We start from the raw sequence: 20262 nt of genomic DNA on the forward strand, positions 1-20262 counted from the left end.
ATACTTAATAAATTTACTCTATCAAGTTGATTTGGTGAACTAAAGGCAACAAAGGGCCTAATTGTTCTTGTCCATTCATGGCTAAGTCACTGTGACACAAATATACTCTTTCTGATACACGAGAAAGCAAATCTGCCAAAATCCTTCTTAATCGTTGTTCTTCTGCCAATTTTTCATCTTCTGCTGTCCAAGGCTCCCCTAATCTTTCTTGAAGGAAAAAAGGCGCACCGAATAATGTCGCTGCACCACCTTTCGCCCACAGTGGTGATCCTGCATCTAGCCAGAAATGCCAACGGTGAGAACGCCGACTAGAACGATACTGAAAGATAGTAGCAAAAGTCACAGCTTTAGCGGCAGGGCCAATCGGGCGTATAGGATAGGGATTAGCAGTGATAGTGCCACGCCGCAATAGTTGAATAAAATCGGCGATCGCTTCTTGAGGAGATGAAATTGGGAGGGGAAGAGTGGGAGACGCAAAGAGAAAATTCTCCTGTTCCCTGTCACCTGTCACCTGTCCCTTGTTCTCCGTATCAACTGCTGGGGAGATTTGCCGCAGTCTACTATCAATTTCCCAGTAGTGTTGAGCAGTTTCTAATAACTCTCGCAGTGCTGCTAGCTGATCGTATGGAAGATTGCTGCCGTTCCACAAAAAGCGCTGAATTGCTCTATCTAAGAAGGAAATAGGACTAGGAATGAGGCGTAACTCTTGTTGCGATCGCTGCTCCTCTAACCACTGTAATATCTCGCTATAAGCTGTAGTCGCTGCGTAACCAAGCCGATCCCAACGATCAAATGTTGTGACGGGCAACAAGTTAGGGCGATCAGGATGGGGTTGAAAACAGTAATCTGCAATCAAACCAGCACGTACTGGATCTATTCTTGGGTAAGATGCGGGGATAATCGAACGCGGGGACATGGAGATATTTTCATTCTCCGCGTCTGGTTGTCTGGGCATTACCGTGTCATTTATAACATTTCCCCTACTCAAAACTACTAGCATCTCCGCCACCGCATCTCGATCTAGCAAGCGCCCTAATCCCGGATAAACTAACGCCAGCAACGTCAGTAAAGCACGGACAATAGGGAAACTAATAAGTGGACGTTGATCGTTGAGTGATTGTACTGCAATGCCTTGCTTGGTGAGGATTTCTATCAATGTGTAGCGAGCGATCGCATCCAAACCGGGTGCAATCACTGCCACTTGTTCTGGCTCTACTTGTTTTGCTTTAATTGCATTGGCGATCGCCTCTGCTGTTTGCCGCAACAGTTGCGCACGAGAAGTGGTTTGAATTGACTGCACTGCCTCTGGTAAGCTCAATAGCGCCATAGGTTCTGTGAGTAATTCCATCATCGGCTCTGTGAGCGTATCTGCAAGACTATTTAGGGGTGACGCAGTTAAAGTTTTTACTTGAGTGCGTGCTGCTAATTTTGCTTCTATATAGCCGGGATCTGCTCCCAATCCTAAACGCACCACTCCATCAGGATTATAACTAAACGCTCCCACTGCACCACCGTCTAATAAAAACTCGAACAGGCTGCACACTACGGCGGGGTAATCTTGCACATCATCTGCCAAAACTCCTTGATAACGTTTTTTTAACCGTTGTTGATAGTCAGGATTAGTCAATAAATGCTGGCTGTAGAGTTCTGTAATAATTCCGTAGGTAAGCAATCCTCGCTCTAAACACCAATTGCGCCAATTTAGCAGCAAAAAAGCCAATAATTCTGGTTCTAATTTGGTATTATCTTGCTCTGCTAATGCTGTTGCCAAAACACTGCTAATTTCTTCTGTGGGTGTGCCACCATAAGCTGCTAATTGTAGTAAGTCAAGAATACGACGTACCAAGCGGTACTCATTCACGCCCACACGCTGCAAAATTTCTTCATCTAAGTGAGGGCGCCAAAGCTTAGTTGCTAATTCTTGTTCAGTTTCTGGACGCAGCCTTACCGGGAATTGTGCTTTTAAATTTAATGATTGAATAAGTAAGGGCCAAAATAAAATTATTTCATCTTGAAAAAAACCTAAAGGAGTCTTACAACGCACTGGATATTTTCCCGCAGTTGTGGTAACAATTTTGTCTGCTAATTCTCGACGATTTTCGTCATTGGCAGCCAGAACTAAAACAGATGGTTCGGTTTGATTAAGATGTAGGCTTTTGGTAATGCGATCGCTATTTTTTTGTTTAGTATTTTTTTTATAAAATGACTCATAGTGATAATTGTCATCTTGCATCCAACTGGCAAACTGTTGAACTAAGCGAGCAGTTTTACCAGAGCGACTAGGGCCAACAATCCAAATAGAATGAGAAAACACAACCGTCTCCTTAGGAATTTGTTAAGATACCTCGTACATTGAATTAAGGATATAAGCCATCAATACAGGCTGGATGCTTGCCCACGATGAACAATTCGGGTTTAGGTCACAAAATATACTCTTACTTACTAGCTACCTACAAATGGTACTTGCGAACACCAGAGCGTTCTTTAGATGAAGCTTACAATGCTGCTCTTGAAATTCAGAAGCTAGAAAACGAGTATTTTAATGGTAACAAAATAGGCTCTGACTTAGCACCGCATAGTAGCAGTGTTATGGATTATTTTGAGTCAAACCTGAAAAAACAGTTAAGAATCATCAGGATGAGGCTAACAGAGTTTAAAGCTAGCCGTTTTTTTGTCAACGAATCTAATCAAAAATCAATCAAAAAACTAGGTATCGAGCATCTCAATCCTTCCATAGTTTTGGAAAAGCTTAGATTCATAGATGAAGTAACAGCAAAATATACAACTTTTGATGAAGAAATTACATTCAGAGAAACAATTGAGCAAGCTCCAGAATCAACAGTTAAATCTTTAGTCATTGAGCCGAAACAGTCAAATATTATCAGAAAAAACTTAGATAACGGACAACGGATTCAACAAAAAGGTAAAACTAATACAACAGGTGTATTACCTCGTTCAATTTTCAATACAATAAATCGTTTACAAGTTGAATTAGATCCTAAATCTGAACAGGATGTTGTTCAAAACTTTCGTAAAGCTCAAAGAAGAACAATAATATCTGTCAGGTTTTTATTATTGTTAATTATTGTGCCTATTCTCACTCATCAACTCTCAAAAGCATTTATTGTCGGCCCAATTATAAACCATTTTCAAACTTCTGATGAAGCAGCAATTTTTATCAACTATGAGATGGAAGAACAAGCTTTATTAGAATTACAAAGATTTGAAGAAAAAATCAAGTTTCAGAATCTTCTTAGAAATGTTACACCGCCAGAAGGAAAAATAGAAATTCAGGTGAGAGAAAAAGCACTAGAAATTGCTGAAGAATATCGCCTGATCAGTGCCAACGCTATCAAAAATGTTTTTGCAGATATCTTATCTGTAATTGCTGTTATTTGGTTTTTACTACTGAGTAAGAAAGAAATTGCCGTTCTCAAAGATTTCTTAGATCACGTAGTCTATGGATTAAGTGATAGTGCCAAGGCATTTATCATCATTTTGTTCACTGATATCTTTGTAGGATTCCATTCTCCTCATGGCTGGGAAGTAATACTAGAAGGCGTATCGCGCCATTGGGGCTTACCGGCAAATCACGATTTTATCTTTTTGTTTATTGCAACTTTTCCTGTGATTTTAGATACCATCTTTAAATACTGGATTTTCCGCTACTTAAATCGGATATCGCCATCAGCAGTGGCTACATATCGGAATATGAATGAGTAAGCTTTGAAAAAGGCAGTTCCGATGAAATCTTTGCTAATCAGCGACTCATTGCAAAAATTTGTTCAGCCGTTAAGGGAATGTTCGGAAATAATCTAGAATCAATTCGATCCTGTCCTTGAAACACTTTTGCGGGTAAATACTCTCCATCTTCAAGTTGGTAGATCATAATGGTTGGTTGCTTAGGAGAGCCAATGAATCGAATACCACCAAAAGCCGCATAGTCTATGATGATGTACTCAAAAACGCCTAAGTCCTCATCTTCAGCCAATTTTGTCAGATAGTCATCCTTCCAGTTGTTACTAACAACCTCAATGATTCCAGGTGGTGGAATGTATGCAGCAGCAGAACTAGAGCTAGTTTTCATTCGCTGCCATTCTTCTCTAGCAAATATGACAATATCGGCTTTTCGGCTTTTTTCTTTTTCTGGTGATGCTGTCTTGAGCCGAACCTGCTTAGACTGGCGTGACACGTAAGGCAGATCATTTTCTTGGCAGTGATTTTCTAGGTAGGTACAAAGTCGCTCGATCAAATCCTCATGATTTGCATTTGGTTCTGATAATGGCACAGGAATCCCATCCAACAGTTCAAACTCTCTGCTTGATCCATCATCCCAGGCAAGAAACTCTTCAAAAGTCAGTGGTTTTGTGACGCTTGCGTACATCGCCCTCACTCCATTGCTGACGGGTACTTGACTCAATGCTACCAAGATGTTGAGAAACTTCCCCCCAGGTAATAGGTTAAAAGTTTTAAAGGCGATCGCTAAATTTATATACTATTAAGGCTGATAGCGAGAATTGAACCTTTTGTATTTAATTCCCTAATGAGCATTTTTAGCTGTACTGTATACACTTTAATAATAAGACTTACGCAAAATCTCTCTCAAATCCTCTTTATCTCCGTATCCTCCTCTGTGTTCTCTACGGTTCATTATTCCATAACTCGTGCGTAAGTCCTTATAAATAGACTGTTGAAGCTGCTAGTAAAAAAGCACTATCACATGGTTAAGCCTGATAACTTCCAAGACGATAGAAGCGCTCACCCACGAGATCTGCTTGTTGATTTGCTTATTTCCATTTTCTTGCACTCTATTTTGTTTATAGGAAGCAACTATTGGCTTCGAGCTTTTGTGCCTGAGCAGCAGCAAGAGCTTTCCCAAGAAATTCCAATTGAGTATATAGAAGTTCCTCCTGAGAAAACACAGATACCTCCAAAAACTTCACAACGAGCTAATAAGGATTCTGTTGCTGGCGGAAAAGCAAAACTTGAAAAACCTATTTCTGTTGCTAAGTCTGCGTCACCATCTGTACCTAGAGAGTCTGCTTCAACATCTGGATCTTCTGAGTCAGCAGAGCTACTACAGTCAGCAAAAACACAGCCTACACGCGGAGCATCAAATTTATCTCCTCAAAAACCACAACCTAAACCTCTACCAAGTGCGATCGCTTCCCCAACACCTACACCTTTACCAACTGCGATTACTTCTCCCACGCCAAAGCCTCTACCAACTGCGATTACACCTACACCCAAGCCTTTACCAACTGCGATCGCTTCTCCCACGCCAAAACCTCTACCAACTGCGATTACACCTACACCCAAGCCTCTACCAAGTGCGATCACTTCTCCCACGCCAAAGCCTCTGCCAACTGCGATCGCTTCCCCACAACCTGAACCTTTACCTAGTGTAATTGCCTCTCCTACGCCAAAGCCTTTACCAACTACGATTACACCTACACCCAAGCCTTTACCAACTGCGATCGCTTCTCCCACGCCAAAGCCTCTGCCAACTGCGATTACACCTACACCCAAGCCTCTACCAAGTGCGATCGCTTCTCCCACGCCAAAGCCTCTGCCAAGTGTGAGTACACCTCCACCACCAAAGCCTGAAAAAGTTGTAGTAGCACCCAACACTACACCAACGCAACCAAAGCCTACACAAACAGCGATCGCGCCAACTACTCCAACTGTATCTAAACCTGAACAATCAGGGCAAACGCCATCTCGAATTCCGGGGGCAGCAAGCAAATTAGGTGGGCCGCTCAGTGTATCTCGTGATAATTTTAAAGCAGAGGATCTAGCTGCTCTACCTAATTCCAACCGCTCCAACGAAGGATCTCAAAGCATAGATGCACGTCGTATAGATGCAGATATCAGTGCCTACTTAGAACAAATGCGGCAAAAAGTGAGACAGTATTGGATACCCGGACTTAGTCAATCTTCCCGGCGAACTGTGCTTAACTTTACTATTAACCGTTCTGGTCAAGTAAGCAATATCCAAGTTGCCCGTACCTCTGGAGTTGATGTAACTGATGAAGCAGCACTAAACGCTGTAAGGCTAGCAGCACCCTTTGCACCTTTGCCCTCAGGATTTTCAAGTGACTACATTAATATTCAATTTACATTTTCTATCAATGTCTACGGAGAGCTAGATTTATCAGGAGACGGCGGATAATTAAGAAGGCAGAGAGCAGTCGCTATGAATAAAATTCATCACCAAGCATAAAAAAGGCATTGAACCGGGGACATCGGCTATATGCCTTTATGAACAGCTACTATGCTAAAACGGCAGCATATAAAGTTGCTATTACTGTTGCAGAGATAAATGAAGTTTATCTCAACTCTAGTCTTTAATAACTCAGAACTTGTAAGTATGCAAATCTTACAAGATTAAAAATATACCCATCCATACTGCGGATCAAATCCATATCCATGCGCAACAGGTCGTATAAAAAATCCCCTTAGATTGTTTACGTAAATGTTGCGAGTACGTACAACAGTCCTTTGCGGATATGCAATATTTTGCCATTCTTCCGCTTGTGAATTAAAAATTTTCCAGCCTGTAGCTTCACTCCAATAATATTTACATCCAAACGAACATTGGAAGAAACTGCCAACGTAGGATGATGGATTTGAGTGTCTTGTAGTTAGGTTTGTTGGCTCAGTAGCTTGGCTTTTTGGAGCAAGAACACTTTCTACGCCAACATTTAAAGTTCCCCTGATAATCTCTAAACCCAGAAATTTCAAAGCGTTCTTTGTTATTTTCCCCCACTGTGGACGCGCATACGCTGATTCCTCAGCCTGAAACTTCACACTTAATTCTTGAAAAGAAAATTTGAAAGTGTACGCGACTGAAAAACTACTAAAGAATAGCAGGATTAGGAATAACTTTGGTAGATTAGCCTTAGAATATGTTTTCATAGAGTTAACAGGTACGTAGAAAGTATGTGACTGGAATCGACTTTTAGACCTGATTGTATTGATACCGTTTCAAATACTGCGCGGGCAGGCACGATTGGCAGGGCAAAGTATAGCCTTTTAACTAGACAAGGTTAACTTACAGTATTGCTAATAAGTAGAACGACTTGAAAAAACCAAACTATGTGAAGTAATGTGCAAATATTGCTATCCAGTTCGTAGTAAGGACTTTAGTCCTTATTCGAGGGCTAAAGTTCTTACTACGGGAAGCCGCTCTTACCTTGCTTTGTCTACACTCCAAACCTTTAATTTATTTACCCTGTTCTACTTAAATCGTAAATTTCTATCAAGAACAAGCACTTAACTGCCATTAGAAGCCAAGGCGCCAATTGTTAAAGAAAGTCCACCTAAACTTAATTGCATAATTGGTAAATGACCTTCTACAAGCAAATCTCCTCCAGCAAGCAACAACATACCAATCCCTAAAACTAAAAAGACTCTACTAAAAGTTTGACCACTTTGAACTTGATGGCGAAGTTTTTCTGCTTCTTCTTTTGCTTTTTGAAGCTCTAAAGCTCTAGCTTTTTCCATTTGTAATCTTCTTTGCTCTTCCTCTTGTTTCCTCTGTTGAACAATCTTCGATATATTCAGGGCAATAACAGCAGGTAAAGATTGTAAAAATGACACAGTAAAAACTCCTATTTACCTAAATATCCATTGAAAAATTTTGACATTTAGCATTGCAGATTGCTGCATTTAACATCAGCAACTATTCAACCAACGCAATAAAAGTAACTCTATACTCATTTAGACTTTAATTATTATCTTGAATCAGATTACTTTTAGAACAATATTTCTAACTTGAAGTAATTTTAATAAAATGCAAAATAATAGCATCAAATTTCTAAATGATTTGTTTAAGTTACTAGATTATTGATATATAAAATGTAATAATTTCACGGTATGAGATTTGATTAATCCAGCCTGTACTAAGCTTATTAAGGACACTAGTCTCAGACTAATACACAAGCTTTACCCAGAGATGTAAGCTCCTTACTTACTAGTAGTTAAATGTTTACTCAGGAGATTCAAAGACAATTACGGAAAAAGAAGAATAAAAATAATTTATAATTTAATTCCAGAAGTAAAGAAAACGGCCCTTTTCTTTAAAGAGTTCTTTTCTCCACACCTTTACACCCCTCTTTCAACTTAGAGAAATGGTATAAATAGGCGTAATTATCCTAACGCTAATAACTCTCTCAGTTTTTGCTCAATTACCTCATTCACCAATTGATTGCCTTGTAAATTTAGGTGAATATGGTCATGATAAAGGGTTTTTGGGTTCTTGCTAGAGTTAAATATAGGTAGAAAATCTATATAGCTAATTTGGTAATTCTGTGTGAATTCACTTAGGTGCTGGCGTGCTTTAATTTCATAATCGCGGGGTTCTAATGGGCTAACTTCTCGCAGTAAGGGAGTTATGACAAGTAAGAAATGGCTGTTACTGGCACGCGTCAGTGCTTGGATTTTGCTAATAGCTTCCAAATTTACGCCCACACGATCGCCTGATTCTTTCTGCACTGCTTCTAATTCTGGGATTAGCTTTGGCTTTTTGATGTAACGCTCAAACACTTCCACCAATGCCAAAGGAGGTTTGCGATCTGGATAGTTGCGATCGCGTCCAACTGGTAAAGAGGTAGGAGCAGTAGCGAATAAATCATCGGTATTAATTAGCAATATCACTACTTGAGCATTAAAACTACCAAATTTTTGTAAATAAGCTAATTCATTTCTTGGCCCCCAAGAATTGGCTGAAGCATTTAGTACTTGAATTTGGTTGAAATTACGAGTATAAGTTAATGCTAGGGAATGTTGTAGCAAACTAGAAATCGTATTATTTTGATCTGTCCACCAACCGCCATTAGCAATAGAATCTCCCAACAACAATACTCGCAGGGTGGCAGGTACAGAAAGCTCCTGTATTGCTTCACCACGCATCGAATATTGATTAATCTCAATGCGATTGCCATAGCGACGAGTCTGCTGGTTAGGCGCTAACAAGTAACCAATTTTTTCATCAGCAATGTAAATCAAAGGATTGCCGAAACCAAAAAGCGATCGCAAGGCTACTTCAATGACAATAAATAATCCCACAACCACTGCCAAAATTATTACCAAGTCTTCTTTCACCAGCACCCAACCCCAATTACTGTCGGAGCCGATTTTAACAACAATCTCTCTAATTAGGTACTGGGGATTCTTCTGACATCCAAAATCTTCAAGCCCCCCGATTTATCCTTAGGGTCAATCCAAAATCGGATGACAAAGACGCCTATAAAATTCCGTTCCAAACTATACGATCGCTTTTAGTCTTGATAATATAAAATTTTTTACATCTAGAACAATGCAATCGATTCTCACTTGTACCATAGAATTGGTAGTGATCGCCTTTGTGCTGCTTTTAGCTCTGGATTTGTTTGCCACAATATCGGCTTTAGTACAGGCAGTACAACCAGTAGGTATTTACTACCAACGTTTAACACTTGATAATGTTCCAAACAAACTTGATTACTTGGCGCTGATTCTGGCATTAGCTGAACGGGAGTCGGCGACTGGTGGTTACTAGGTACAGGATATTGGAAATTTGGCAAAGAGGATGTGGAAGGGGACAAGGAGTTGAGGAAGGTGAGGGAGTAATAAGCGTAAATACTTCCCCATCTTCCCTATCTCCCTCATCTCTTCCTAGTCCACAGTCACTAATCCCCAGTCCCCTTTACCATTAAATTAAGTACAGCAGGTGAGTCCAATGCTTGCATCAATAAAAACGCTTCTTTTGTCAGTTGTGGACTATGCTGGGCTTTTTCCGCCAGCCAAGCTTGATTTACAGCAAGCAATGGCAAACTATGCTTGCTACCAAACAACTGCCTATGCTTGGATGTTAGGACGCTTTGTCTTACCAGCATCTCGCTTTAAAGAATTTACAGAACTGCTACCAAAATTTCCAACTCAACAGCAATGGACGCTGAGTGTAATTCTCTCACAGGATATAGAGCTAGATATCAAAAAAGTGCGATCGCTCAACAACAATGCGATCACTGTTACATCGTTAGAAATTCCTCCACTACCACCAACAGAAATCATAAAAGTACTTTCTCATCTTCCTGAGGGAGTGGATTCATACTTTGAAATTCCTCTACACAGTGAGATAGAGACATATATAGCCGTTCTACGTCATACTGGTGCATCAGCAAAAATTCGTACTGGCGGCTTCACAATTGATGCTTTTCCCAGCGTCACTCAACTGTATGAGTGCATCCTTGCATTTGCTAAAGCTCAAATCCCATTTAAAGCAACCGCAGGATTGCACCATCCATTATCAGGCAAACACTCTTTAACCAATGAACCAGACAGTCTCATCGCACAAATGCATGGCTTTTTGAACGTTACCCTCGTGGCAGCACTCATTTATCAACAAAAAATAACGCAAGCAGAAGCACTAGAATTACTAAGAGAATCATCCCCTGAAGCTTTAAAAATTACAGCAGACAGTATTTCGTGGCGAGATTACCAACTAAACTTAGCAGAAATAGAACAAACTAGACAGAAATTCTTCCGTTCCTTCGGTTCTTGCTCATTTGATGAACCAATAGATGCTCTCAATAAAATTAAACTATTAAGTTAATCAGCCCTGCTGCTTTTTACCCATGAAATTATGACTTATACCACTGACGCCACCCACGATCCCAATTTACGTAGCTGGGTAGAATCAGCAAATCAAAAAGATACGGATTTTCCCATTCAAAATTTGCCTTTTGGTGTGTTTCGCGCTTTAGGTAGTGCCGAAAGCGCACGCATTGGAGTTGCAATTGGAGAGCAAATTCTAGATTTATCTAAGTGTTACCAAGCAGGGCTACTTCAAGAATTGCCTGAACAACTACAAGTAGCAGCTACAGCCTCTAACTTAAATTTATTGATGGCAATGGGGAGTGGAGCTAGATTGATTTTGCGTCGTCATTTGAGCGAGTTATTGCGGGCTGACAAACAACAGCCTGCCTCAGCAACAGAAATTCTCATACCCATGTCTAGCGCTGAACTATTACTACCAGTTAATATTGGTGATTATACTGACTTTTATGCCTCAATTTTTCACGCCACAAACGTAGGTAAGTTATTTAGACCAGATAATCCCTTACTTCCCAACTATAAGTACGTACCCATCGGCTATCATGGACGTACCTCCTCAATTGTATCTAGTGGCACTTCCATCAAGCGTCCCCAAGGACAGAGAAAGAAACCTGAAGATTCTGCTCCCAGCTTCAGCCCCTCTATCATGCTAGACTACGAATTAGAAGTCGGATTTTTTGTAGGTGTGGGAAATGAACTCGGACAGCCTATACCTATAGATAAGGCAGAAGAACATATATTTGGGCTATGTTTGGTAAATGATTGGTCAGGACGAGATATCCAAGCGTGGGAATATCAGCCTCTTGGCCCTTTTTTATCCAAGAGCTTCGCGACGACAATTTCTCCTTGGGTAGTAACATTAGAGGCTTTAGCGCCTTTTCGCTGTCCGGCTTTTGTGCGTAGCGAAGCAGATCCCCAGCCGCTACCCTATCTCTCGTCACCACTGGATGCAAGTTTGGGTGGTATTGACATTACGCTCGAAGTGTGCGTTATCTCAGCCCAGATGCGGGAAGCCAAGATGCACCCCTTTAGCTTAAGCCGTGGTTCTTTTGGGCAGATGTACTGGACATTAGCACAAATGCTTACTCACCACTCTAGTAATGGTTGTAATTTGCGTTCTGGGGATTTAATCGCTAGTGGTACAGTCTCTGGTGCAGAGGAAAGTTCACAAGGTTGTTTACTCGAAATCACCCAGCGTGGTTCCAAGCCTGTGATGCTACCAACAGGTGAATCGAGAAGTTTTTTGGCTGATGGAGACGAGGTGATCCTGCGGGGATACTGTCAAAAAGAAGGTTATGCCAGAGTGGGTTTTGGGGAATGTCGAGGTACGATTTTACCCGCCTAATACTGTTCCCACAGGTTGAACTTCTCTCGCACAACCAATATGTGCCAGCGACAGCGAGACATCATTGTACTTTACCCCCATTAATGCCCATTGAAGTTCAAGAGTTCCCACCCAAAAACGTGCGCGGTCAATTAGATGCCGTAACATTGGATAATCACTTGCCATACGCCGCACGATATTTTCACCGTAATTGCCCAGTTGGGTGGCGATATCGCAAGCTGGATCGCCCAAGCCAGCAACACCGAAATCAAGAATGCCGCTAATATTTTGTGATTCAGGATCAAAGAGGATGTGATACACAGACAAATCGCCGTGAATAAGTGCAGGTGTGTAACTTAGATCGAGTTCGCCTGATACCACAGGTGCAAACAGTTCATGTATCGAAGTCTGTTGGTGAAGCCAAAGGTAAGGAAACAGAGTTTCTTGAACTTCTGTGTACAACTGCAACCAATCTTCACGCGATCGCGCTGCACCAGAGTAAGATACTCCAGCTGTGGCTAAAACTTGAGTTGGGATGCTGTGCAATTGTTGATGATATGTTGCAAGTTGAGAAATAACGCGGGCTTGTACAGTTTCGCTTAACTTGAGCAGAGCATTGCGTGAAAGCGGTTCACCTTTGAGATATCGATAAGTAACAAAGTCTGCTTCCAAGTGTTCAAAGCGGGGAACGGGTAAATCAATATAGCGTTGCACCACTTCTAAGACTTTAGCTTCATGGGAAAGGATTTCTTTTCCCCAATCTTCTTTAACAAAGCGACAGACTAGCTCATGGTTAACCACTACCACATCATTAACCATACCATCTTGAATGAAATCCAGATGGTCAAAGGAAATATTATTGTAAACAGCACGAATTTTATCCAGATAAGACGAAGGAATATTATTCACAGCAACTCCTAAGGCGATGACAGCAAACAGACAATCAGAATTATTCGGACATTTTGCCCGACTGAAGCGATGTAACTGATTTGGGTGTTTGTTCTACCAACGCAACACTGTTATAAAACTCCCTTAGAATATCGTTAGAAATAAGTGTAATACTAAATCTGATTGTTCGACTCTTTTTTTATATAGCCGCGTAGCCCCAGACTTGCAGCCTGTAGGGTACTGGGTTTTGAAAGCGAAGTGAGTTAATCTAATTGAGTCGATAAGTGGCAGTTGGCAATGCTCAGAGAGATTGACAGAAGTATTTGGGTTGCCGAACAACCGTTTAAATATTTCGGACTCAGTGTTGGTACAAGAATGACGGTAATCCGCTTAGTAACTGGCGAGTTAGTCGTTATTTCTCCCATTCAAGTCGATGATGCCACCACTCATCAACTTAACGAGCTTGGCAATGTTAGTCATATCATTGCACCGAATCTCTACCATTATTTGTTCACAGCAAATTTCAAGGCGCTCTATCCAAGCGCTATACTCTGGGCAACTCCTGGGTTAGACATTAAGAAACCAGAACTTTCCATCAATCAAGTCATCAACACTAACAAAAGAAATTTTTTAAGCGGAATTGAGTGTTTACTGTTCGATGGCTTCAGAACGTTAAGTTTGAACGGTTTTGCTCCACTTAATGAATGTGTTTTCTTCCATGCAGAAAGTCGAACGTTGATACTTACAGATACGGCTTTTAATTTCGATGAGAGCTTTCCCTTAGTCACGCAGTTTGCGACAAGGGTACTTGGTGGATATAAAAGCTTAAGCCCATCGTTGTTGGAACGAGTTGCAACACGAGAAAAAGAAAAGGTAAGACAAGCGGTGCAAAGAGTTTTAGCCTGGGATTTTGAGCGGGTAATTATGGCTCACGGCAGTATTGTCGAAAAGAACGGAAAGGAGAAGTTCAAGCAAGGATACGAGCAATTTTTGGGTTAATCGATAAACGCCACGCGATCGCTATCCCAAAACGGCAGCTAGCAAAAATAAACTATCCACCAAAATCGTACTCAACACTGCTCCACTAAAGGCATACCAGTGCCACTGTCTTTTACGTAAAGGTAAAATTCCCACCGTCATCAGAACTAAGGCAAGAGCGATCGCCCAAGTTTGCCCCCAAGGAGTTTGGATTTGCACCACAGCATTTCGTAAAATTTGTGATATCTGTTCTGGTTCTGCCTGCATGATTTGCCGCCAGTAAGGCATTAAATCTACCAAATAAAAATACACATCAGTCAAAACCGTACCAAGCAAGGAACCCAAGTAAAACCAGTTACCCACCTTGCCCCAATTGCGCCGCAGACACCAGATCGCAAATGGCAAACCAATAGATTCTACAGGTAAATGCCATAGTGGTTCCCAACGCAACCAGCCCCAGTAAATTGAACCAGCTAACCAACTCCAACTAAATCCGTAAATTAAATCGCCCCATAGATATGTTACAGGACGTGACATTAATAAGAAACTCAGCCACACCCAGCCGCCTGTGAGAGATAAACTCAGCCACGGTAGCGATCGTACTAAGGGCGCTTCGATAAATACTGGCACGGATACCAAAAAGACTGCCGCCGCAAATACCTGCCAATTTTGGCGAACAGATGTGAACCATAGAAGAGGAGTTGACGCGGAGAAATTATCAAAAACTTTCTCCGTGTCTGGGTGTCTCCGTGTCTCCGTGTCCATAGGAGCAGGGGTAGAAGCAGTGTAAGAGGATAATGTATTGTTAACCAAAGTTTTTTAATATAGTTTACTTAACTTCATCTTATTTAAGATATCACAACATATATCCCCCCCAGGGGCATATTAATTGTACCAGAATTTCTTTAGACCAAGAAAGACAAACTATATTACCTGCTTAAAAGAAAAAATTTAGATAAAATTACGCAAGCGATGTAAGAGTTTAAAGTGTGGCGACAAATGTAATTAGTAAGCAATATTTCCTATTGACAAACGCCATACTTCATAAATTCTTTACGAATGATTTGAAGCAATTGACCTATCATCGGTCATTGTTGAAACATAGTAGGTTCTCATAAGTAGTCAGTAGTGAATTAATTTACGAATGGTTGTCACCGCGCGACAAAGTTTCTTGGCACTTATTTCTGAAAAACTTTACTGAGCATCTGTTTGTAATTAAAGTGACGCAGGTATACTAATGACTCTATCAAAACGTCAATCGTTTTTAATTTTAAGTATCATATCTGCTTTGATGTCAGTGGCGATATTCCCGATCCAAGTTCTTGGTACTCAGCCTCAGCCCATAACTGGGGTGCAACAAATGAATATCTTTCAATCATTTTTTTTAGGTTTTGTACAAGGAGTAACAGAATTTCTACCCATTAGTAGTACAGCACATCTAAAAGTCATACCAGTAGCACTTGGTTGGGGCGATCCGGGGGTGGCATTTACCGCCGTAATTCAACTGGGGAGTGTTGCAGCAGTAATTTGGTATTTTTGGGGGGATTTAGCACGACTTTTTCAGGGAGCCGTAAAAGCTCTTGCACACAAAGACTACAACAATTACGATTTCCGCCTGAGCTTAGGAATTGTGTTAGGAACAGTGCCAATTGTATTTTTCGGGATATTGATTAAGATATTAGTCCCAGATTATGATAATTCTCCTGTGCGGAGTGTGGGAGCCATTGCATTTTCTTCGATTGTGATGTCTATCTTGCTGGGAATAGCAGAATTTGTTGGCAAGCGGCAACGCGATTTTGAAAATTTGAAGATGCAAGATGGGCTATTTATGGGGCTAGCCCAAGCATTGGCTTTAATTCCTGGTGTTTCTCGTTCTGGCTCCACCCTCACCGCAGGATTATTTTTAGGATTACAAAGGGCTACTGCGGCGCGATTTTCTTTCTTATTGGGTATTCCTGCCATCACTATAGCTGGATTAGTCGAGTTAAAGGATATTTTGGCAGGAGACACAGGAATTGTGTCCTTAGTAGTTGGTTTAATTTCATCGGCGGTATTTTCTTATTTAGCGATCGCTGGGTTGCTGCGCTTTCTCAAAACCCATAGTAGCTGGGTGTTTATTTGGTATCGGCTCATATTTGGCGTAGTAATACTGGCGGCAATTGGGGCTGGAGTGTTGAACAATAGTTAATAGTCCTTTGTCATTTGTCCTTTGTCTTTTGTGCTTGGTTATAGATTATTGACTATTCACAATTGACTAATGACCAATGATTCATGACTATTGACTAATAACTCTTTAGCAATGACTACTATTCGTCCAGCTCTAATTACCAAAGTACTACCTGATTCCATTGCAGCAGAAATTGGATTTGAAACTGGGGATGCGATCGTCAGTATTAACGGTACACGTCCCCGCGACTTAATTGATTATCAGTTTTTGTGCGCTGATGAAGTGCTAGAACTAGAAGTCTTAGACGCTGCTGGAAAAATCCATAATATTGAAATCGAAAAAGATTACGATCAAGACCTGGGGCTAGAGTTTGAAACGGCATTATTTGATAATCTAATTCAATGCAATAATCGCTGTCCATTTTGCTTTATCGATCAACAGCCACCAGGTAAACGCTCAAGCTTGTACCTCAAAGATGATGATTATCGTTTGAGCTTTTTGTACGGTTCCTACCTTACCTTAACTAATTTGACTGAACGAGAATGGCAGCGAATTGAGGCAATGCGGTTGTCTCCTTTGTATGTTTCTGTTCATGCCACTGAACCTGAAGTTAGAATTAAACTGTTAAAAAATCCCCGTGCCGGACAAATTTTGCAGCAAATCAAGTGGTTCCAACAAAGACGGCTGCAAATTCATGCTCAGGTTGTAGTGTGTCCTGGTATAAATGATGGCGTACATTTAGAACAAACTCTGCGCGAGTTAGCATTATTCCATACTGGGGATGTGTCAGCAGTGGCTTCGGTGGCAGTAGTGCCAGTAGGGTTAACAAAGTTTCGTCCAGAGCAAGACGAACTTACACCCGTGACAAAAGAAAAAGCAACAGAAGTAATTAAGCAAGTGCGATCGCTCCAGCAGGAGTTTCGTCAAAAATTCGATTCGACATTTGCCTGGTTAGCAGATGAATGGTTTTTAATTGCAGGCGAAGATTTACCATCTGAATCTGAATATGAAGATTATCCGCAAATAGACAATGGAGTTGGTTCAATTCGCTTATTTCTAAAAAAATTTGCCCAAGCTGCTGACAAATTATTACCGCCAAAAGTAAAACCTCAGCGCAGATTACATTGGGTTGTTGGTAACGCGGTGGAAAAAGCTTTTCAACCTATCCTCCAGCGCTTAAATTCGACTGAAGGATTAGAAATTAAAATGCATGCTTTAAATAGCGATTATTGGGGACAAAATATTACTGTCACTGGCTTGTTAACAGGTCATGATTTACTATTAAATTTACAAAAACAAGATTTAGGAGCAGGAATTTTGTTGCCAACAGTCATGTTAAAACATGGCGAATCTGTATTCTTAGATGATATAAGTATTGAAGAAGTCGCTCGCCAATTAAAGACAAAAATCTTTCCTGTGGCGGGAGTAGAAGAATTAATCAAGACGTGTATTCAGCCTTTGTGCTGAAATTAAATCACATAGTCAATAGGCAAAAGTCAATTGACCAATAACTAATTGTGTGAGTTCTGTAGTCAATAGTCAAAAGTTGATATTTCCAAACTAATGACTAATGACTAATGACTAATTGTGTGAGGAGCAAAGAGTGAAACATCAAGGTAAATCTACCAAAAAGAGCAAATTAAACAAGCTAAAAAAAATAGGATTATTGATTTTACAAGTTAAATTATTATTGTATTGTTCATTAAAAATTTTGCCTGTAAAAGCCACGACTTCTGAACCTGTATTAAGCATAGTCTATACGCAAGCAAACGCCAATCAGTGGACAGCAATTACCAATCGTTTGCAAGCAACAGGAGTGAAGTATTGCGTAATTTCTCTAGAGAACATTAAAAGCGCGGCAGATTTAGGCGATCGCCCAGTGGTGTTTTTGCCCAATGTCGAAAATTTAACACCAACAGTTGCGATCGCTCTAGAAGAATGGATGAGTAAGGGTGGGCGCTTAATTGCCAGTGGGGCAGTAGGAAGTTTGTCTACGCCGGGAGTGCGGCAATTACTGCAAACACTGTTAGGAGGTTATTGGGGATTTAGCCTTGACTCTCCTCAAAACCTGCAACTAGCACCAGCCAAGACACAAGCATGGGTAAGTCGAAATAGCCTCATTGGTAAAGTACACGGTGGTGTTGTGATTCCCAATACCGTAGCTGCCCAAGCAGTTGCTGTTTGGGATGCCAAAGAGCGCCCGGCAGCAGTACTAACGACAGAACGTTCTACCCTGTTGGGATGGCGTTGGGGAGTAGATGCTGTTTCGTCATCTAAGACAGATACTGCTTGGTTACAAGCTGCTCTCAACCGTCATGCAGATGTATCTTCTGGTTACATTGGTAGAGTACCAGGAGGTTCTCCAAATTGTTATACCTCCGTAGAGGCAGCCTCTAAGGAGAGAGTCAGCACTACCATTGCTTCTGCCAATGCCTTACAACCTGCTGATGAAGCTATCGATCAACTTCAACAAGGACTAAATTTAAAAGTCGAACCCAACTCGAATGCACCCATTAGTCGCACTGAGGCGATCGCTCTCCAGCAACAGTTAGAAAATCTGATCAATCGAGTCGAAAGCGCCAATTTAGCTGCTGCTGCCTACAATGATAACTTCCAAGCTGCCAAGGAACGGCAGGTACAGTTAGCCTCCACTAAAACTAATATTGCGCTTTCCGATATCAACCAAAGTCTTACCCAAGTACGAGAAATAGCAAAAAACTTACCACAGCTAATAGCAGATAAAAAATATGCTCAAGCCCGCTCATCCTGGGTGCAAGCAAAAGCTACCTTGTGGCAATTGTTTCCCCTAGATCGGAGAATCGCTCAACCAGAAATCAGGGCGATTTGGCTAGATCGAGGTACAATTGTCCGTGCTAGAAGTGAGCAAGGGCTCGCCCAAATTTTTGATCGCTTGGCACAAGCAGGAATCAATACAGTATTTTTTGAAACAGTCAACGCTGGTTACACCATTTATCCTAGTCACGTTGCACCACAGCAAAATCCTTTAATTCGCGGTTGGGATCCACTGGCAGCAGCAGTGAAGTTAGCCCATGAGCGAAACATGGAATTACATGCTTGGGTTTGGACTTTTGCGGCTGGCAATCAACGTCACAATCAAATTCTCAATATTAAACCAGATTACCCAGGGCCAATCCTAGCTGCTTTTCCTGATTGGGCTGGCTACGATCAACGTGGGCAAACTATACCACTAGGGCAGGGCAAACCTTTCTTAGATCCAGCCAATCCCCAGGTACGACAATATTTACTTCGGTTATATGAGGAAATTGTCACCCGCTACAAAGTCGATGGCTTGCATTTAGACTACATTCGTTACCCCTTCCAAGACGAGGCAGCCGGAAGAACTTACGGTTATGGGCAAGCAGCTAGGAAGCAATTTCAGCAACTGACAGGTGTAGATCCAGTCAATATTTCTCCCAGCCAAAAAGAACTTTGGCAAAAGTGGACTCAATTTCGTACCGAGCAAGTCAATAGCTTTGTTGCTCAAGTATCACAGCAATTGCGCTCCAAGCGATCGCACTTAATTTTGTCGGCAGCAGTATTTCCCCTCAAAGAACAAGAGCGGATTCAAAAAATTCAGCAGCATTGGGAAGTTTGGGCAAGGCGTGGTGATGTAGATTTAATCATTCCCATGACTTATGCTCAAGATACCTTTAGCTTTGAGCGACTAGCACAGCCTTGGATTGCTTCATCAAAATTAGGCTCTGCTCTGTTAGTACCAGGAATTCGTCTGCTTTCTTTACCCACTATTGGAGCATTTGATCAAATTCAATTGGTTAGAGACTTGCCAATTAGCGGTTATGCTCTATTTGCAGCAGAAAATTTTCACAACGACTTACAAAAAGTTTTTAGTCGCACCCAAGGCAGAGAAAAAGTTACACCAAAAGAACCGACTCCTCTGCGCCAGCCTTTTCAAACTGCTGCCGCTCGTTACGCAGTTTTGCTGGCTGAATGGAACTTTGTCAGGCAAAATCGCCAACTGCGATTACCAGCCACGATCATTTCGGAATTTAACACCCAAGCAGAAGTTTTACAAGATGCTTTAAATCAACTCGCTGCCAAGCCAAATGCTAGTAAATTGCAAGCAGCAAAAGCCTCTATTGCTCGCTTCCAGTCTCAATTTCGGATATGGATGCGCCTACAAGCCTTAGATAATCCCTATCAAGTCAAAGTTTGGGAAAATCGTCTTGCAACTATCGAAAGACTGCTGCATTATGGCGAGCGAACTGCGGGAAGGTAAGAAGGTAGGAGGCAGAGGGCAGAAGGGAATATAAAGCCAGTAGTTAGC

At 41.4% G+C, this 20262-nt stretch carries 16 protein-coding genes; 9 read left to right on the top strand and 7 right to left on the bottom strand.

Features of this window, described 5'->3' with window-relative positions; all coding sequences use genetic code 11:
• Positions 1-13: 13 nt before the first annotated feature.
• Positions 14-2314, bottom strand: coding sequence for a PD-(D/E)XK nuclease family protein (locus QUB80_RS18175; protein WP_289790912.1), 2301 nt, complete (start codon positions 2312-2314; stop codon positions 14-16).
• 86 nt (positions 2315-2400) lie between these two features.
• On the opposite strand from QUB80_RS18175, the gene QUB80_RS18180 reads away from it, so the two are divergent.
• Positions 2401-3723, top strand: coding sequence for a proton extrusion protein PcxA (locus QUB80_RS18180; protein WP_289790913.1), 1323 nt, complete (start codon positions 2401-2403; stop codon positions 3721-3723).
• Positions 3724-3760: 37 nt separating this feature from the next.
• Here QUB80_RS18180 and QUB80_RS18185 read toward each other — a convergent pair whose 3' ends face one another.
• Positions 3761-4384 (bottom strand): Uma2 family endonuclease, encoded by a 624-nt coding sequence (locus QUB80_RS18185; protein ID WP_289790914.1) that lies wholly within the window; start codon positions 4382-4384, stop codon positions 3761-3763.
• Positions 4385-4849: 465 nt separating this feature from the next.
• Between QUB80_RS18185 and QUB80_RS18190 the strand changes: the two genes are divergently transcribed.
• Positions 4850-6172, top strand: coding sequence for a TonB family protein (locus tag QUB80_RS18190; protein ID WP_289790915.1), 1323 nt, complete (start codon positions 4850-4852; stop codon positions 6170-6172).
• A 215-nt stretch (positions 6173-6387) separates the two neighbouring features.
• On the opposite strand, the gene QUB80_RS18195 is transcribed toward QUB80_RS18190, so the two are convergent.
• From QUB80_RS18195 to QUB80_RS18205, 3 genes are all read right to left on the bottom strand, one after another.
• On the bottom strand, positions 6388-6810 hold the full coding sequence (locus QUB80_RS18195; RefSeq protein ID WP_289790916.1) for a hypothetical protein: 423 nt from the start codon (positions 6808-6810) through the stop codon (positions 6388-6390).
• A gap of 465 nt (positions 6811-7275) precedes the next feature.
• Positions 7276-7602, bottom strand: a complete 327-nt coding sequence (locus tag QUB80_RS18200; RefSeq protein WP_289790917.1) for a hypothetical protein — start codon at positions 7600-7602, stop codon at positions 7276-7278.
• Between the two features lie 549 nt (positions 7603-8151).
• Positions 8152-9105 carry an SGNH/GDSL hydrolase family protein gene (locus tag QUB80_RS18205; RefSeq protein WP_289790918.1) on the bottom strand — a complete coding sequence of 318 codons (954 nt, stop codon included), beginning with the start codon at positions 9103-9105 and terminating at the stop codon, positions 8152-8154.
• A 214-nt stretch (positions 9106-9319) separates the two neighbouring features.
• Here QUB80_RS18205 and QUB80_RS18210 point away from each other — a divergent pair, with 214 nt between their 5' ends.
• The 3 genes from QUB80_RS18210 (at position 9320) to fahA (ending at position 11944) form a co-directional block, all read left to right on the top strand.
• Positions 9320-9541 (top strand): hypothetical protein, encoded by a 222-nt coding sequence (locus tag QUB80_RS18210; RefSeq protein WP_289790919.1) that lies wholly within the window; start codon positions 9320-9322, stop codon positions 9539-9541.
• A gap of 180 nt (positions 9542-9721) precedes the next feature.
• Positions 9722-10597 carry a hypothetical protein gene (locus QUB80_RS18215; protein ID WP_289790920.1) on the top strand — a complete coding sequence of 292 codons (876 nt, stop codon included), beginning with the start codon at positions 9722-9724 and terminating at the stop codon, positions 10595-10597.
• Between the two features lie 30 nt (positions 10598-10627).
• Complete coding sequence (gene fahA / locus QUB80_RS18220; protein ID WP_289790921.1) at positions 10628-11944, top strand: fumarylacetoacetase; 1317 nt, start codon at positions 10628-10630, stop codon at positions 11942-11944.
• Here the strand turns inward: fahA and QUB80_RS18225 are convergent.
• Entirely contained in the window at positions 11933-12832 is a 900-nt protein-coding gene (locus QUB80_RS18225; RefSeq protein WP_289790922.1) for a phosphotransferase family protein, read from the bottom strand. The genes fahA and QUB80_RS18225 overlap by 12 nt on opposite strands.
• A gap of 276 nt (positions 12833-13108) precedes the next feature.
• Between QUB80_RS18225 and QUB80_RS18230 the strand changes: the two genes are divergently transcribed.
• The gene (locus tag QUB80_RS18230) at positions 13109-13810 is read left to right on the top strand and encodes a DUF4336 domain-containing protein (RefSeq protein ID WP_289790923.1); all 702 of its coding nucleotides are present in this window, start codon (positions 13109-13111) and stop codon (positions 13808-13810) included.
• 21 nt (positions 13811-13831) lie between these two features.
• On the opposite strand, the gene QUB80_RS18235 is transcribed toward QUB80_RS18230, so the two are convergent.
• Positions 13832-14602 carry a DUF3120 domain-containing protein gene (locus tag QUB80_RS18235; RefSeq protein WP_289790924.1) on the bottom strand — a complete coding sequence of 257 codons (771 nt, stop codon included), beginning with the start codon at positions 14600-14602 and terminating at the stop codon, positions 13832-13834.
• Positions 14603-15026: 424 nt separating this feature from the next.
• On the opposite strand from QUB80_RS18235, the gene QUB80_RS18240 reads away from it, so the two are divergent.
• The 3 genes from QUB80_RS18240 (at position 15027) to QUB80_RS18250 (ending at position 20214) form a co-directional block, all read left to right on the top strand.
• Positions 15027-15977, top strand: a complete 951-nt coding sequence (locus QUB80_RS18240; RefSeq protein ID WP_289790925.1) for an undecaprenyl-diphosphate phosphatase — start codon at positions 15027-15029, stop codon at positions 15975-15977.
• A gap of 111 nt (positions 15978-16088) precedes the next feature.
• Positions 16089-17423: a TIGR03279 family radical SAM protein gene (locus QUB80_RS18245; protein ID WP_289790926.1), complete on the top strand. Its 1335-nt coding sequence runs from the start codon at positions 16089-16091 to the stop codon at positions 17421-17423.
• A gap of 136 nt (positions 17424-17559) precedes the next feature.
• Positions 17560-20214 (top strand): family 10 glycosylhydrolase, encoded by a 2655-nt coding sequence (locus QUB80_RS18250; protein WP_289790927.1) that lies wholly within the window; start codon positions 17560-17562, stop codon positions 20212-20214.
• Positions 20215-20262 lie beyond the last annotated feature (48 nt).

It is taken from the genome of Chlorogloeopsis sp. ULAP01 (assembly GCF_030381805.1).
In the GTDB taxonomy this organism is placed as follows: domain Bacteria; phylum Cyanobacteriota; class Cyanobacteriia; order Cyanobacteriales; family Nostocaceae; genus Chlorogloeopsis.

Bases quoted from the DNA above. Each gene is read 5' to 3' on its own strand.
- QUB80_RS18180 (WP_289790913.1), top strand. From the start codon at position 2,401: ATGAACAATTCGGGTTTAGGTCACAAAATATACTCTTACTTACTAGCT.
- QUB80_RS18185 (WP_289790914.1), bottom strand. From the start codon at position 4,384: ATGTACGCAAGCGTCACAAAACCACTGACTTTTGAAGAGTTTCTTGCC.
- QUB80_RS18210 (WP_289790919.1), top strand. From the start codon at position 9,320: ATGCAATCGATTCTCACTTGTACCATAGAATTGGTAGTGATCGCCTTT.
- QUB80_RS18215 (WP_289790920.1), top strand. From the start codon at position 9,722: ATGCTTGCATCAATAAAAACGCTTCTTTTGTCAGTTGTGGACTATGCT.
- fahA (WP_289790921.1), top strand. From the start codon at position 10,628: ATGACTTATACCACTGACGCCACCCACGATCCCAATTTACGTAGCTGG.
- QUB80_RS18230 (WP_289790923.1), top strand. From the start codon at position 13,109: ATGCTCAGAGAGATTGACAGAAGTATTTGGGTTGCCGAACAACCGTTT.
- QUB80_RS18240 (WP_289790925.1), top strand. From the start codon at position 15,027: ATGACTCTATCAAAACGTCAATCGTTTTTAATTTTAAGTATCATATCT.
- QUB80_RS18245 (WP_289790926.1), top strand. From the start codon at position 16,089: ATGACTACTATTCGTCCAGCTCTAATTACCAAAGTACTACCTGATTCC.